The following is a 14,170-nucleotide window of genomic DNA, read 5'->3' on the forward strand; positions in this document are numbered from 1 at the left end:
TTTCCTGCCGGCTGACGCCGGCACCAAGTTTGCGCGAATGAGGACAAGTGTTATGGGTAAGAATGTCGTAGTCCTGGGCACCCAATGGGGTGATGAGGGCAAAGGCAAGATCGTTGATCTGCTGACCGAACATGCTGCCGCCGTAGTGCGCTACCAGGGTGGCCACAACGCCGGTCACACTCTGGTGATCGACGGTGAAAAAACCGTCTTGCACCTGATCCCGTCGGGCGTGCTGCGCGAAGGCGTGCAGTGCCTGATCGGCAACGGCGTGGTGGTTGCACCTGACGCCCTGCTGCGCGAGATCACCAAGCTGGAAGAGAAAGGCGTACCGGTGCGCGAGCGCCTGCGTATCAGCCCTTCCTGCCCGCTGATCCTGTCCTTCCACGTGGCGCTGGACCAGGCCCGTGAAAAGGCCCGTGGCGAGCTGAAGATCGGTACGACCGGTCGCGGCATCGGCCCGGCTTACGAAGACAAGGTTGCACGTCGCGGTCTGCGTGTTGGCGACCTGCTCAACATGCCGCGCTTTGAAGACAAGCTGCGTGAACTGGTGGATTACCACAACTTCATGCTGGTCGGTTACTACAAAGAGCCTGCCATCGAGTACGAAAAGACTCTGGCCGAGTGCAAGGAATACGCCGAGCTGCTCAAGCCGCTGATGCTGGACGTGACTGCCGAGCTGCACGACCTGCGTCGCGCCGGCAAAGACATCATGTTCGAAGGCGCCCAGGGTTCGTTGCTCGACATCGACCACGGTACCTATCCGTACGTGACCAGCTCCAACACCACCGCGGGTGGCGTTGCGACCGGTTCGGGCGTTGGCCCGATGTTCCTGGATTACATCCTGGGCATCACCAAGGCTTACACCACTCGCGTAGGTTCGGGCCCATTCCCGACCGAGCTGTTCGACGAAGTCGGTGCGCACCTGGCCAAGCAAGGTCACGAGTTCGGTGCTACCACTGGCCGTGCCCGTCGTTGTGGCTGGTTCGACGCCGTTATCCTGCGTCGCGCTATCGATGTGAACAGCATCTCGGGCATCTGCCTGACCAAGCTGGACGTACTCGATGGTCTGGAAACCATCAACATCTGCACCGGCTACAAAGATGCACAAGGCAACGCTGTTGCTCCGACTGACGCTGACAGCTACGTAGGCCTGCAGCCTGTGTACGAAGAAGTGCCAGGCTGGACCGAATCGACCGTGGGTGCCAAAACCCTGGAAGAGCTGCCGGCTAACGCTCGTGCCTACATCAAACGCGTTGAAGAGTTGATCGGTGCGCCGATCGACATTATTTCGACGGGTCCGGACCGCAACGAAACCATCGTTCTGCGTCATCCGTTCGCTTGATAAGTCGTTGATGTAAAAACACAAAGGCCCCTTCATCGGGGCCTTTGTCGTTTATGCCTGTTGGACGGCATGACCTTTGCTGTGATTCTGTCTACAAGAGTGCCATCAAATTAATGGCGTCAGAAGTAGAGGGATTCAAAGTGTCAGCCGTTCTCTCACTGTTACAAAGCCGTTTGTTGCGGCCTGTGTTCGTTACCCTTGGTATCGCCCTTTTGGTGCAAGTGCTGGTGGCCGTCGCCCTGACGCGGAGCACCGTCACCGCGCTGGAAGCCGATCTCGGCACTCGCCTGGGCGCCGACAGCCAGAAGTTGTCCGGTGAGCTGGAGCAAGCCGGGCGCGAAGTCACGTCGAGCCTCGACAATCTCTCCTCAAGTACCCGTCAACGTCTTACCGCCGGTCTTTCCTCGCGTCTGAAGGAAGAGCAGGCGCAGCTGCGTGCGACTCTGGAAAAAGACCTGAAGGATTCGGCCAATGACATGGCCCAGTTGCTGGCCTCGGTGGCGCCTCGCGCCATGTGGGACAGCGACGTGCCGACCCTGTCCGAATTCGCCCGTCGGGCCCAGCGCAATCCCAACGTGCTGTTCGTGGTGTATGACGACGCCACCGGCCAGCACCTGACCCGCTACCTCAACCGCGAAAACCCGATCAACAAGGCTCTTTTGGAAAAAGGCCAGGGCGAGCGGGCGCTGGATAAAGTGCTGGATGCGGCGAAGAACGATCCGTCGGTCTACTACCTCGAAGCCTCGATCAATCCTAACGGAGTTGAAATCGGCAAGGTACTGATGGGCGTTTCGACTGCTTCGGTCGAAACCGATCTGGCGGCGCTCGATCAGCGCTTCTCGGCGTTGATTGCCAGCAGCGATCAATTGGTCGGCGACAGCCTCAAAGGCGCCGCTGCCGACAGCGCCACCGCCATGCGTGCGCGTCTGCAATCGGCACAGTCCACGGCTGCCAAGATGAAGGCCAACACCACTAGTACCGTGCAGGACGCTGCAGCAACCCTGCGCTGGCGCATCGGCATGGGCCTGGCGCTGGTCGGTGCCGGGGTGCTGTTGCTGCTGGCAGTGGTGCTCGGTCATCGGGTGGTCAATCGCCTGAAAATGCTCAACGCCGCCATGGATGATCTGGCAGCGGGCGAGGGCGATCTGACCAAGCGTGTGCAGATCAACAGCAAGGACGAAATCGGCGACATGGCTTCGGCGGTCAACCGCTTTGTGGATAAGTTGCAGCCGATCGTGCGCGAGGCCGGGGATGTGGCTCAGCGTACCGGTGTGGAGATCGGTGCCATGACCCTGCGCAACGCCGGTGCCGATGCGGCGGCCGGGATGCAGCGTGATGAAGTGGCCGAAAGTCTGCGCGCGTTGTCGCAAATGGCCGACGAGGCGCAGTCGGAAAGCCATGCGATGCAGGCTGCGTTGAAGCAGGTGGTCGATATTCGCCAGGCCACCGACGAGAACACTCGCACCTCGGCGAAGGTCGGCAGCCTGATCGAGGCGCTGGCGGGGCAGGTCGATACCGGGGCGAAAGTCATCGAGCGGCTGGCGCAGCAGAGCGAGCAGATCGAAGTGGTGCTGACCGTGATTCATGGCATCGCCGAGCAGACCAACCTGCTGGCTCTCAACGCTGCGATCGAGGCGGCCCGAGCCGGCGAGACCGGTCGCGGGTTTGCAGTGGTGGCGGATGAAGTGCGGGCGCTGGCGAGCAAGACTCAAAGCTCCACCGGCGACATTCAGGCGCACATCGTGGCCTTGCAGCAGGGCGCCCGTGAGGCGGTGGAGGCGATCGGCCAGGCCGGGCGTCAGGCCAGCGAAGGCTTGCTGGTGCTGCGTGACAGCGCGCGGTTGCAGCAGTCGGTGCAGGCGTCGGTCGAGCAGGTGCATGCGGCGATTGGTCTGGCGACTCAGGCAGCGGCGCATCAGGCGCAAGGCGCGCAGGCTGTGCGTGGGCGGGTCGAGACGATCCATGCCCAGGCCGAGAAAGCCGCTCAGGCGGTGGTCGAGACCACGGCCAGCGGCAAGGTGCTGGATGGTCTGGCGGCGCAGCTCAAGGCGAGTCTGGGGCAGTTCCGGGCCTGATAGTCCGGGCAAAAAAAATCGCAGCCTCGGCTGCGATTTTTTTATCGGCTCAAATACATCCGGGTCGTCAGCAGATACACCGGCAATCCTGACACCACAATCAACAACGCCGCATAAGGCGCCGCCGCTGCGAACTCGACATTCGCGGTGTGCGCCCAGACTTCGGTCGCCAATGTGTTGAGCCCCGTCGGGCTCAGCAGCAGCGTCGCCGTCAGTTCCTTCATGGCATCCAGAAACACCAGCGCAAACGCTGCGCCCAGTGCCGGGAAGATGATCGGCAGGGTCACTCGGCAGAACGCCGTGAACGAAGAGGCGCCCAGCGTGCGGGCGGCTTCTTCGAGTTGCGGTGCGGCCTTGTTCAGCGCCGTGCGGATCGGCGCCTGAGCCAGCGGCAGAAACAGCAGCGCATAGGCGATCAGCAATAGCGCGGAGGTCTGGTACAGCGCCGGCACGTAATGCAGGGCGAAATACACCAGCGTCAGGGCGATCACCAATCCCGGCAGGGCGTGCAGCAGATAGGGCAGGCGCTCGGCCCAGATCGCCAGTTGGCCTTTGTACCGCACTACCAGCAACCCGACCGGCACCGCCAGCACCAGACACAATCCCGCGCCACCCAGCGATAGCGCCAGCGACGACAGCAAAGCTTCGGTGATCGCCGCAACCGGGAATGCCGCTGACGATCCCACGGCGAGCCAGTAAGCCAGCATGCCCAGTGGAATCCCGCTGCCGACAATCGCCAGCATCAGGCAATACAGCTGACCGGCAATCGCCCAAGGCCCGAGTCGCACTTGTTCAGCCTGACGGGCCGCGCCCTGGCCGGTGCGCACATGGCGACCCTTGCCGCGCACGCGCAGCTCCAGCCACAACAGCATCAAACACAGCGCCAGCAATACCGCCGACAGCATCGCCGCGTTGGCATTGCTGAATTCCAGTTCGAATTGCTGATAGATCGCCGTGGTGAAGGTTTGCAGGCCAATGATCGACAGTGCGCCGAATTCCACCAGCATGTGCAATGCGATCAGCAACGAGCCGGCCAGCAGCGAAGGCCAGAGCAGGGGCAGGGTGACCCGGAAAAACACGCCCCAGCGATTCTGGCCCAGCGTGCGAGCCGATTCCTCAAGAGAAGGATCAAGATTGCGCAGCGTGGCGGCCACCGGCAGAAAGATCAGCGGGTACTTCGACAGGCTCATCACCAGAATCGCCCCGCCGAGTCCTTCGAACTGCGCGCTGAGCGAAACCCAGGTAAAGCTGCTGACAAATGCCGGCACCGCGAACGGCAGGCAAAGAATCACGCCCCACAGCCGTCGGCCCGGCAGATTGCTGCGTTCCAGCAACCACGCCAGCGACAGGCCGATCACGCCACAGGTCACGGTCACGCCAACCATCAGCGCCAGCGTATTGCGCAGCAGGCCGAACACATACGGGCGCCACAGCAAATGCAGCGCCTCGGACCAGCCCGCCTGCCAGGCTTTGAGCCCGACGTAGGCCAGCGGCAACAGGCTCATGACTACCAGCAACAACACCGGCAGCACCAGCCAGATCGACGGCCGCTTGCGCCGTGGCACGTAACCCCCGCGTGTGGCGGGGGCGGATAACGATGCGGTCATCAGTTCAGGCCAACTTCGCGTTCCAGATCCAGCGCTTCTTCGGCGTTACCGAGATCGGCCGGCGTGACGTCCGGTGCTTCCAGTTCGCTGAATGGCTTGAGGCCGCGATCCGATTCCATGCCTTTGTGCAGCGGGTATTCGGCGGTGGTCTGGGTGATCACGCGCTGGCCTTCTTCGCTGGCCATGTAGGCGAGGAATTGCTGGGCTTCTTTTGGATGTTTGCTGGATTTCAGCACGGCTGCGCTGGACACGGTGATCAGACCGCCAACGTCACCGCCGGTGAAGTAGTGCAGTTTCGAATCAAGCTGGCCTTTTTCCCGTTGCAGGGCGAACCAGTAATAGTTGTTCACCAGTACGGTGGCGACTTCGCCGTTTTCCACAGCCTTGAGGGCGACCATGTTGTTGCTGTAGGTCTTGCCGAAGGCGCGCAGGCCGGTCAGCCATTCTTCGGCGGCTTCGCGGCCGTGTTTCTTGATGATGGCGACAGCTTGTTCCTGGAAGGCGCCGCTGGTCGGTACGAAGCCGACCTTGCCTTGCCACTGCGGGTCGGCGAAATCCAATACCGATTTCGGCAGGTCTTTTTCATCGACCAGTTTCGGGTTGAACGCGACCACACGAACCCGGGCAGTGACGCCGATCCAGGTGCCGTTGCCGGCGACGTATTCTTTCGGCAGAACGGCCAGGGTCGCGTCGTCGGCCTTGGCCAGCAGGCCTTGCTCGCCGAGGTTGTTCAGCGGCGGGGATTCTTCGGTGTAGATGACGTCGGCAGGGGAGCGGTCGCCTTCTTCGATGATCTGGCTGGCCAGCTGATTGCTGCTGCCCTTGCGCACGTTGACGTGAATGCCGGTCTTGGCTTCGAAGGCTTTGGCGATCGCGTCGCCGACTTCCTTGTGTTGACCGTTGTAGAGAGTCAGGGAAACCGCGTCGGCAGCCTGGGTGAGGGGAGTGGCGAGTGCCAGGCCGAGCAGGGTGAAGGTCAAGCCGCGGCGCAGGGTATTTCGAAACATCATTCGCAGGGTTCCTCACTGTCGCATTGCAAAAACTTGCAACAATGATAAACGATATTGTTTCTCAAGTGCGCCTTGCGGGGAAGGGGTGGGTCTGGTAGGCGTTGGTTTCCAGGATTTCCAAACCCCGGAAACGCAAAAACCCGCTTTCGCGGGTTTTTGTGAGATTCAAGATCGTGACCTTGAATTTGAATTGGTGCCCAGAAGAAGACTCGAACTTCCACGACCGTAAGGTCACCAGCACCTGAAGCTGGCGTGTCTACCAATTTCACCATCTGGGCTTCATCTTCAGCGTTGTCGCTGTTGATGTGGCGCACTATACGGAGCGCCTTTTGATCTGTAAACCCCTGATTTGATTTTAATAAATCATTTTCAGAAAAAGGCGGGGCGCAGAATGCAAAAAACCCGCTTTCGCGGGTTTTTGTGTGAGTATTGAAACTGATCTAGTCTCAAACTCGAAATTGGTGCCCAGGAGAAGACTCGAACTTCCACGACCGTAAGGTCACCAGCACCTGAAGCTGGCGTGTCTACCAATTTCACCACCTGGGCATCTCGTCAACGTGTGTACGTCGTCGATGGCGCGCACTATACGGAGCGCCTTTTTAACTGTAAACCCCTGCCAGCAAAAAAAATGATTTTTTTTACCAGCGGTGTTCAAAACGCCCTCCAGGCGTCGATACAAGGCTCCAGACGCGTCTTATATAGTCGGAAATTTCCCGTTTGATGGCGCCTATGCCAAACTAACCCGCATATAGACAAGGTGAAAACTCTCTAATGGCCGATTGGCAGTCCCTCGATCCCGAGGCCGCTCGTGAAGCGGAAAAATATGAAAACCCTATTCCCAGCCGCGAACTGATCCTTCAGCACCTTGCTGATCGGGGTTCGCCTGCTGCCCGCGAGCAACTGGTCGAAGAGTTTGGTCTGACCACAGAAGACCAGATCGAAGCCCTGCGCCGCCGCCTGCGCGCCATGGAGCGCGACGCTCAACTGATCTACACCCGCCGTGGCACGTATGCGCCGGTAGACAAGCTCGACCTGATCCTCGGTCGCATCAGCGGTCACCGCGACGGCTTCGGCTTCCTGGTGCCGGATGACGGCTCCGACGACCTGTTCATGAGCCCGGCGCAAATGCGTCTGGTGTTCGATGGCGACCGTGCCCTGGCCCGTGTTTCCGGCCTGGACCGTCGCGGTCGTCGCGAAGGCGTGATCGTCGAAGTGGTGTCCCGTGCCCACGAAAGCATCGTCGGCCGCTACTTCGAAGAAGGCGGTATCGGCTTCGTCGTTGCGGACAACCCGAAGATCCAGCAGGAAGTGCTGGTTACCCCGGGCCGCAACGCCAACGCCCAGATCGGTCAGTTCGTCGAGGTGAAAATCACCCACTGGCCGACTCCGCGCTTCCAGCCACAAGGCGATGTGATCGAAGTCGTCGGCAACTACATGGCGCCGGGCATGGAAATCGATGTCGCCCTGCGCACCTACGACATTCCGCACGTCTGGCCTGAAGCCGTTCTGAAGGAAGCCGGCAAGCTCAAGCCGGAAGTCGAAGAGAAGGACAAAGAGAAGCGCGTCGACCTGCGCCATCTGCCGTTCGTCACCATCGACGGCGAAGATGCCCGCGACTTCGACGACGCGGTCTACTGCGAAGCCAAGCCGGGCAAACTGCGCCTGTTCTCCGGTGGCTGGAAGTTGTACGTGGCGATTGCCGACGTTTCCAGCTACGTGAAGATCGGTTCGGCTCTGGACAATGAAGCCCAGGTGCGTGGCAACTCGGTGTACTTCCCCGAACGCGTGGTGCCGATGCTGCCGGAGCAACTCTCCAACGGCCTGTGCTCGCTGAATCCACATGTCGATCGTCTGGCCATGGTTTGCGAGATGACCATCTCCAAGTCCGGCGAAATGACCGACTACTGCTTCTATGAAGCGGTGATCCATTCCCACGCTCGTCTGACCTACAACAAGGTCAGCGCGATGCTGGAAACGCCGAAGGCTACCGAAGGTCGCAAGCTGCGCGGTGAATACACCGACGTCTTGCCGCATCTCAAGCAGCTCTACGCGCTGTACAAGGTATTGCTGGCTGCCCGTCACGTGCGCGGCGCGATCGATTTCGAAACTCAGGAAACCCGGATCATCTTCGGTTCCGAGCGCAAGATTGCCGAAATCCGTCCGACCACCCGTAACGACGCGCACAAGCTGATCGAGGAATGCATGCTGGCGGCCAACGTGGCCACTGCCGAATTCCTGAAGAAGCACGAAATCCCTGCGCTGTACCGTGTCCACGATGGCCCGCCACCGGAGCGTCTGGAAAAACTGCGCGCGTTCCTCGGTGAGCTCGGTCTGTCCCTGCACAAAGGCAAGGATGGTCCGTCGCCGAAGGACTATCAGGCCTTGTTGGCCAGCATCAAGGACCGTCCGGATTTCCACCTGATCCAGACCGTAATGCTGCGCTCCCTGAGCCAGGCGGTGTACAGCGCCCAGAACGAAGGCCACTTCGGCCTGAATTACGAAGCCTATACCCACTTCACCTCGCCGATCCGTCGTTACCCGGACCTGCTCACGCACCGGGCGATCCGCAGCGTGATCCATTCGAAACAGGACACCCCGCACGTTCGCCGTGCCGGTGCGATGACCATTCCGAAGGCGCGCATCTATCCGTACGACGAAGCGGCGCTGGAGCAACTCGGCGAGCAGTGCTCGATGAGCGAGCGCCGTGCCGACGAAGCGACCCGCGACGTAGTGAACTGGCTCAAGTGCGAGTTCATGAAAGACCGCGTGGGCGAATCGTTCCCGGGCGTGATCACTGCGGTGACCGGTTTCGGCCTGTTCGTCGAACTGACCGATATCTACGTCGAAGGTTTGGTGCACGTAACGGCGTTGCCGGGCGACTACTACCACTTCGACCCTGTGCACCACCGCCTGGCGGGCGAGCGCACCGGTCGCAGCTTCCGTCTTGGCGATACCGTTGAGGTGCGCGTGATGCGCGTCGATCTCGACGAGCGCAAGATCGACTTCGAGATGGCTGAAAAAACCATCAGCGCGCCGATCGGCCGCAAGAAGCGTGGCGCCGAGACGACCGCTCCAGCGGCCAAAGTTGTGGAAGAAAAGGCTCCGGCAAAAACCGCCAGCCGTCGGCCGGCCAAGGAAAAGGTCGCCGAGGCTTATCGCCCGAGTGACGCCGTGGCGAAAAACGCCGAGCTGCGCAAAAGCCGTGAAATGAAGAAGGCCTTGCTGGCCGACGCCAAAAACGGTGGTAAAGCGGCGTCCGGGGGAAAGACCGGACGGTCGGCGCCTGAAAAGGCCTCCGGCGGCAAGCCAGCCAAACCGAGCAAACACCGTAAAGGCCCGCCGAAAGCGGGTTCCGCTCCAGCCAAAAGTGGCGGGGCGCGTAAACCGAAGGCGAAGTCATGAGTCAGTTGGAAAAAATCTACGGCGTTCACGCGGTAGAAGCGTTGCTGCGTCACCACCCAAAACGCGTCAAGCAGATCTGGCTGGCTGAAAGCCGCAACGATCCGCGCGTGCAGACGCTGATCGAGCTGGCCAACGAAAACCGGGTCCAGATCGGTCAGGCCGAGCGCCGCGAAATGGACGCCTGGGTCGAAGGCGTGCACCAGGGCGTGGTGGCGGACGTCAGTCCGAGCCAGGTCTGGGGCGAAGCGATGCTCGACGAGCTGCTCGATCGCACCGAAGGCGCGCCGCTGTTGCTGGTGCTCGACGGCGTGACCGACCCGCACAACCTCGGCGCCTGCCTGCGTTCGGCGGATGCTGCCGGTGCGCTGGCGGTCATCGTGCCAAAAGACAAGTCGGCCACCCTGACCCCAGTGGTGCGTAAAGTGGCTTGCGGCGCGGCGGAAGTGATTCCGCTGGTGGCCGTCACCAACCTTGCGCGCACCCTGGAAAAGCTTCAGCAGCGCGGGTTGTGGATTGTCGGCACGGCGGGTGAGGCCGAAGTCAGCATCTATGACCAGGACCTGACCGGCCCGACCATTCTGATCATGGGTGCCGAAGGCAAAGGCATGCGTCGCCTGACCCGCGAACATTGCGATTACCTGGTGCACCTGCCGATGGCCGGTAGCGTCAGCAGTCTCAACGTCTCGGTTGCGACCGGCGTGTGCCTGTTCGAGGCCCAGCGCCAGCGCGGTGCCAAGGCCAAGGCGGCGGCTAAAAAGGCTTAAGCCTCACGAAGCGCAAAATGTGGGAGCGAGTCTGCTCGCGATAGCGGTGAAACATTCAGCATAAATGTCGAATGTTGCGCCCTCATCGCGAGCCGGCTCGCTCCCATAGTGTTTTCTGGTGTGGCAGAAAGTGTGACTGTTCAAATAATCACCAATTGCCTTGCACCTCTTCAGTCCCTTCTCTACAATTGCGCCCCTTGCTGTGGCGGCAGGCATGCATGTGCCCCGCGCCAGCAAGTCCATAAGTGTCATTCACTCCTTGTCTGACCGTTTTTGAGCGGCAGGCTACAACCCGTAAGGAGCATTCATGCGTCATTACGAAATCATCTTTCTGGTCCACCCTGACCAGAGCGAGCAAGTCGGCGGCATGGTTGAGCGTTACACCAAGCTGATCGAAGAAGACGGCGGCAAAATCCACCGTCTGGAAGACTGGGGCCGTCGTCAACTGGCCTACGCAATCAACAATGTTCACAAGGCTCACTACGTGATGCTGAACGTTGAGTGCACCGGCAAGGCCCTGGCCGAGCTGGAAGACAACTTCCGCTACAACGATGCTGTGATCCGTAACCTGGTCATCCGTCGCGACGAAGCCGTTACCGGCCAGTCCGAGATGCTCAAGGCTGAAGAAAACCGCAGTGAGCGCCGTGAGCGTCGCGAACGTCCTGAGCACGATGGCAGCGCCGATGGCGATGACAGCGATAGCGACAGCGACAACAGCGATAACGCTGACGAGTAATCCACGGACCTTTTAAGGAGCCTATCAAATGGCACGTTTCTTCCGTCGTCGTAAATTCTGCCGCTTCACCGCTGAAGACGTGAAGGAGATCGATTACAAAGATCTCAACACTCTGAAAGCCTACGTATCCGAGACCGGCAAAATCGTTCCAAGCCGCATCACCGGTACCAAAGCTCGTTATCAGCGTCAGCTGGCCACCGCTATCAAGCGCGCCCGCTTCCTGGCCCTGCTGGCCTACACCGACAGCCACGGCCGCTGAGACCGGGCAGTCGACAAGTAGCAAAGGATTGAATGCATGCGTGCCTTAGCTGAGTTCATCATGCGCGGCCGTATGCAGGCCACTCTCGTAGTGGCCGGGTGTGCAACATTGCCGTTGTTGTATTGGTTGGGTGCTGCCGCCGGGAGCCTGGTGCTTCTGCGGCGCGGATTGACCGACGCCCTGGGCGTCGTGTCGCTGGGACTGCTGCCGGCATTGATCTGGTGGTTGTATGCCGATGACCCACGGGCGCTTCTGGTGCTGCTGGGGTCTTCGGGGCTTGCGCTGGTGTTGCGCGCAAGCGAGTCCTGGGTCCGCACGCTGCTGGTCAGCGTAGCCATGGGACTGGTGTTTTCAGTGGTGCTCGGGGCGGCGTTTGCGCCCCAGATCGAGATGCTGGCGCAGGCCTTGGTAAAGGTCATGCCCGCGCTTCTCGGTGATGCCTACCAACAATTGTCGGTAGACGAGCAGGCGCGTTTCGCGTCGCTGATCGCACCGGTCCTGACCGGCCTGATTGCGGCCTTGTTGCAGATCGTCAGCGTGCTGAGCCTGATTGTCGGGCGTTACTGGCAGGCGTTGTTGTACAACCCGGGTGGTTTTGGTCGCGAGTTTCGCGCCATCCGGATCCCGCTGGGGCCGGCGATGTTACTGCTGGCGTTGATGCTTCTGGGCCCGAATCTCGGTGCACAGATGGCCATGTTGACGCCGTTGTGCAGTGTACCGCTGGTGTTCGCCGGGCTGGCCCTGATTCACGGGCTGGTGGCGCAAAGGCGACTGGCCGGTTTCTGGCTGGTGGGGTTGTACGTGACGCTGTTGCTGTTCATGCAGCTGATCTATCCGTTGCTCGTGGTTCTGGCCATTGTCGACAGCCTGATTGATTTTCGCGGTCGGGTGTCGAAAGACACCGATAACGCGAACGGTGAAGGTTAAAAGTTAAGAGGATTTCCACATGCAACTGATCCTTCTGGAAAAAATCGCCAACCTGGGCAACCTGGGCGACAAAGTAAACGTTAAGGCCGGTTACGGCCGTAACTACCTGCTGCCTTTCGGCAAAGCCACCGCTGCGACCGCTGCCAACCTGGCTGCGTTCGAGGAGCGTCGCGCTGAGCTGGAAAAAGCCGCCGCAGACCGTAAAGCATCGGCTGAAAGCCGTGCTGCCCAACTGGCCGAGCTGGAAGTGACCATCACTGCCACCGCTGGCGACGAAGGCAAGCTGTTCGGTTCGATCGGTACTCACGACATCGCTGACGCACTGACCGCCTCCGGCGTTGAAGTTGCGAAAAGCGAAGTTCGTCTGCCGAACGGCACCATCCGCAACGTGGGTGAATTCGACGTGGCTGTGCACCTGCACGCCGAAGTTGAAGCCACCGTACGCGTTGTCGTGGTAGCAGCTTAAGCAACACCCTGATCGACTGGCGGCTTGTCCGTCAGACGGTTAACATCGGGCACGATCCTGTTTACAGGTCGTGCCCTTTGTCTTTCTGCACTCCCTGCTTTTCCTGATTAAAAAGTGGCCATGAACGAAATCTCCGCTCCCGAGCAATACGATCTGCAAACCGCCGCGCTGAAAGTGCCGCCGCATTCCATCGAGGCCGAACAGGCCGTACTCGGTGGTCTGATGCTGGACAACAACGCCTGGGAACGCGTGCTCGATCAAGTCTCCGACGGCGATTTCTACCGACATGACCACCGTCTGATTTTCCGTGCGATCGCCAAACTGGCCGATCAGAACATGCCGATCGACGTCGTGACCCTTGCCGAGCAACTGGACAAGGAAGGTCAGACCTCGCAGGTCGGCGGCCTCGGCTACCTTGGTGAGCTGGCGAAAAACACGCCGTCCGTCGCCAACATCAAGGCCTATGCGCAGATCGTCCGCCAGCGTGCGACGTTGCGTCAGTTGATCGGTATCAGCACCGAGATCGCCGACAGCGCCTTCAACCCCGAAGGTCGCACCGCCGAGGAAATCCTCGACGAAGCCGAGCGGCAGATTTTCGCGATTGCCGAGGCCCGGCCAAAAACCGGCGGCCCGGTGGGCGTGAATGACCTGTTGACCAAGGCCATCGACCGCATCGACACCCTGTTCAACACCGCCGACTCGATCACCGGGCTGTCCACCGGCTACACCGACCTCGACGAGAAGACCAGCGGCCTGCAACCGGCCGACTTGATCATCGTCGCCGGCCGTCCGTCGATGGGTAAGACCACCTTTGCGATGAACCTGGTGGAAAACGCCGTGTTGCGCAGCGACAAGGTGGTGCTGGTGTACTCCCTCGAGATGCCAGGCGAATCGCTGATCATGCGTATGCTGTCGTCCCTCGGTCGTATCGACCAGACCAAAGTGCGTTCCGGCCAGCTGGAAGACGACGACTGGCCGCGCCTGACCTCGGCGGTCAACCTGCTCAACGACCGCAAGCTGTTCATCGATGACACCGCCGGCATCAGCCCGTCGGAGATGCGTGCCCGGACCCGGCGTCTGGTGCGCGAGCACGGCGACATCGGCCTGATCATGATCGACTACCTGCAGCTGATGCAGATCCCGGGCTCCAGCGGTGACAACCGGACCAACGAGATTTCCGAGATCTCCCGATCCCTGAAAGCCCTGGCCAAGGAATTCAACTGCCCGGTAGTCGCCCTGTCGCAGCTCAACCGTTCCCTGGAGCAACGTCCCAACAAGCGTCCGGTGAACTCCGACTTGCGGGAATCCGGAGCGATCGAGCAGGACGCCGACGTCATCATGTTCGTGTACCGGGACGAGGTGTATCACCCGGAAACCGAACACAAGGGCATCGCCGAAATCATCATCGGCAAGCAGCGGAACGGCCCGATCGGCTTCATCCGCCTGGCTTTCATCGGCAAGTACACGCGCTTCGAAAACCTCGCGCCGGGCAGCTATAACTTCGACGACGACGAGTAAGCCCGTCGTCATCTGAAAGCCTCTGATATTTCCGACCACAGCCGTCGGAATTGGTCATTTTTTG

At 60.6% G+C, this 14,170-nt stretch carries 11 protein-coding genes and 2 tRNA genes; 9 read left to right on the forward strand and 4 right to left on the reverse strand.

The genetic code is table 11. From position 1 onward, the window contains the following. Positions 1-52: 52 nt before the first annotated feature. Both AC1RT4_RS17665 and AC1RT4_RS17670 read left to right on the forward strand, forming a co-directional pair. Complete coding sequence (locus tag AC1RT4_RS17665; protein ID WP_007950715.1) at positions 53-1,342, forward strand: adenylosuccinate synthase; 1,290 nt, start codon at positions 53-55, stop codon at positions 1,340-1,342. A gap of 140 nt (positions 1,343-1,482) precedes the next feature. After that, positions 1,483-3,417 carry a methyl-accepting chemotaxis protein gene (locus AC1RT4_RS17670; RefSeq protein ID WP_493086621.1) on the forward strand — a complete coding sequence of 645 codons (1,935 nt, stop codon included), beginning with the start codon at positions 1,483-1,485 and terminating at the stop codon, positions 3,415-3,417. A 41-nt stretch (positions 3,418-3,458) separates the two neighbouring features. Here the strand turns inward: AC1RT4_RS17670 and AC1RT4_RS17675 are convergent, their stop codons facing one another. The 4 genes from AC1RT4_RS17675 to AC1RT4_RS17690 all read right to left on the reverse strand — a co-directional run bounded on the left by AC1RT4_RS17675 (position 3,459) and on the right by AC1RT4_RS17690 (position 6,580). Further along, positions 3,459-5,024, reverse strand: coding sequence for an ABC transporter permease (locus tag AC1RT4_RS17675; protein WP_493086623.1), 1,566 nt, complete (start codon positions 5,022-5,024; stop codon positions 3,459-3,461). Next, positions 5,024-6,034: an iron ABC transporter substrate-binding protein gene (locus tag AC1RT4_RS17680; RefSeq protein WP_493086625.1), complete on the reverse strand. Its 1,011-nt coding sequence runs from the start codon at positions 6,032-6,034 to the stop codon at positions 5,024-5,026. Before AC1RT4_RS17680 ends, AC1RT4_RS17675 begins: the two co-directional genes overlap by 1 nt. Positions 6,035-6,225: 191 nt before the next feature. Continuing rightward, positions 6,226-6,312 (reverse strand) — tRNA-Leu (locus AC1RT4_RS17685). A gap of 181 nt (positions 6,313-6,493) precedes the next feature. Next, positions 6,494-6,580 (reverse strand) — tRNA-Leu (locus tag AC1RT4_RS17690). 225 nt (positions 6,581-6,805) lie between these two features. On the opposite strand from AC1RT4_RS17690, the gene rnr reads away from it, so the two are divergent. The 7 genes from rnr (at position 6,806) to dnaB (ending at position 14,106) form a co-directional block, all read left to right on the forward strand. Beyond that, entirely contained in the window at positions 6,806-9,436 is a 2,631-nt protein-coding gene (rnr, locus tag AC1RT4_RS17695) for a ribonuclease R (protein ID WP_221535375.1), read from the forward strand. After that, complete coding sequence (rlmB, locus tag AC1RT4_RS17700) at positions 9,433-10,200, forward strand: 23S rRNA (guanosine(2251)-2'-O)-methyltransferase RlmB (protein ID WP_007950704.1); 768 nt, start codon at positions 9,433-9,435, stop codon at positions 10,198-10,200. Before rnr ends, rlmB begins: the two co-directional genes overlap by 4 nt. A 307-nt stretch (positions 10,201-10,507) precedes the next feature. After that, complete coding sequence (gene rpsF / locus AC1RT4_RS17705; RefSeq protein WP_007950702.1) at positions 10,508-10,936, forward strand: 30S ribosomal protein S6; 429 nt, start codon at positions 10,508-10,510, stop codon at positions 10,934-10,936. A gap of 28 nt (positions 10,937-10,964) precedes the next feature. After that, complete coding sequence (rpsR, locus tag AC1RT4_RS17710) at positions 10,965-11,195, forward strand: 30S ribosomal protein S18 (RefSeq protein ID WP_002551829.1); 231 nt, start codon at positions 10,965-10,967, stop codon at positions 11,193-11,195. A gap of 36 nt (positions 11,196-11,231) precedes the next feature. Next, entirely contained in the window at positions 11,232-12,122 is an 891-nt protein-coding gene (locus AC1RT4_RS17715; RefSeq protein WP_039766674.1) for a YybS family protein, read from the forward strand. A gap of 19 nt (positions 12,123-12,141) precedes the next feature. Then, positions 12,142-12,588: a 50S ribosomal protein L9 gene (gene rplI, locus AC1RT4_RS17720; RefSeq protein WP_003186385.1), complete on the forward strand. Its 447-nt coding sequence runs from the start codon at positions 12,142-12,144 to the stop codon at positions 12,586-12,588. 120 nt (positions 12,589-12,708) lie between these two features. Further along, positions 12,709-14,106: a replicative DNA helicase gene (gene dnaB / locus AC1RT4_RS17725; RefSeq protein ID WP_007950700.1), complete on the forward strand. Its 1,398-nt coding sequence runs from the start codon at positions 12,709-12,711 to the stop codon at positions 14,104-14,106. The last annotated feature ends 64 nt before the right edge of the window (positions 14,107-14,170 follow it).

The organism is Pseudomonas sp. GW821-FHT11D10 (genome assembly GCF_058808435.1).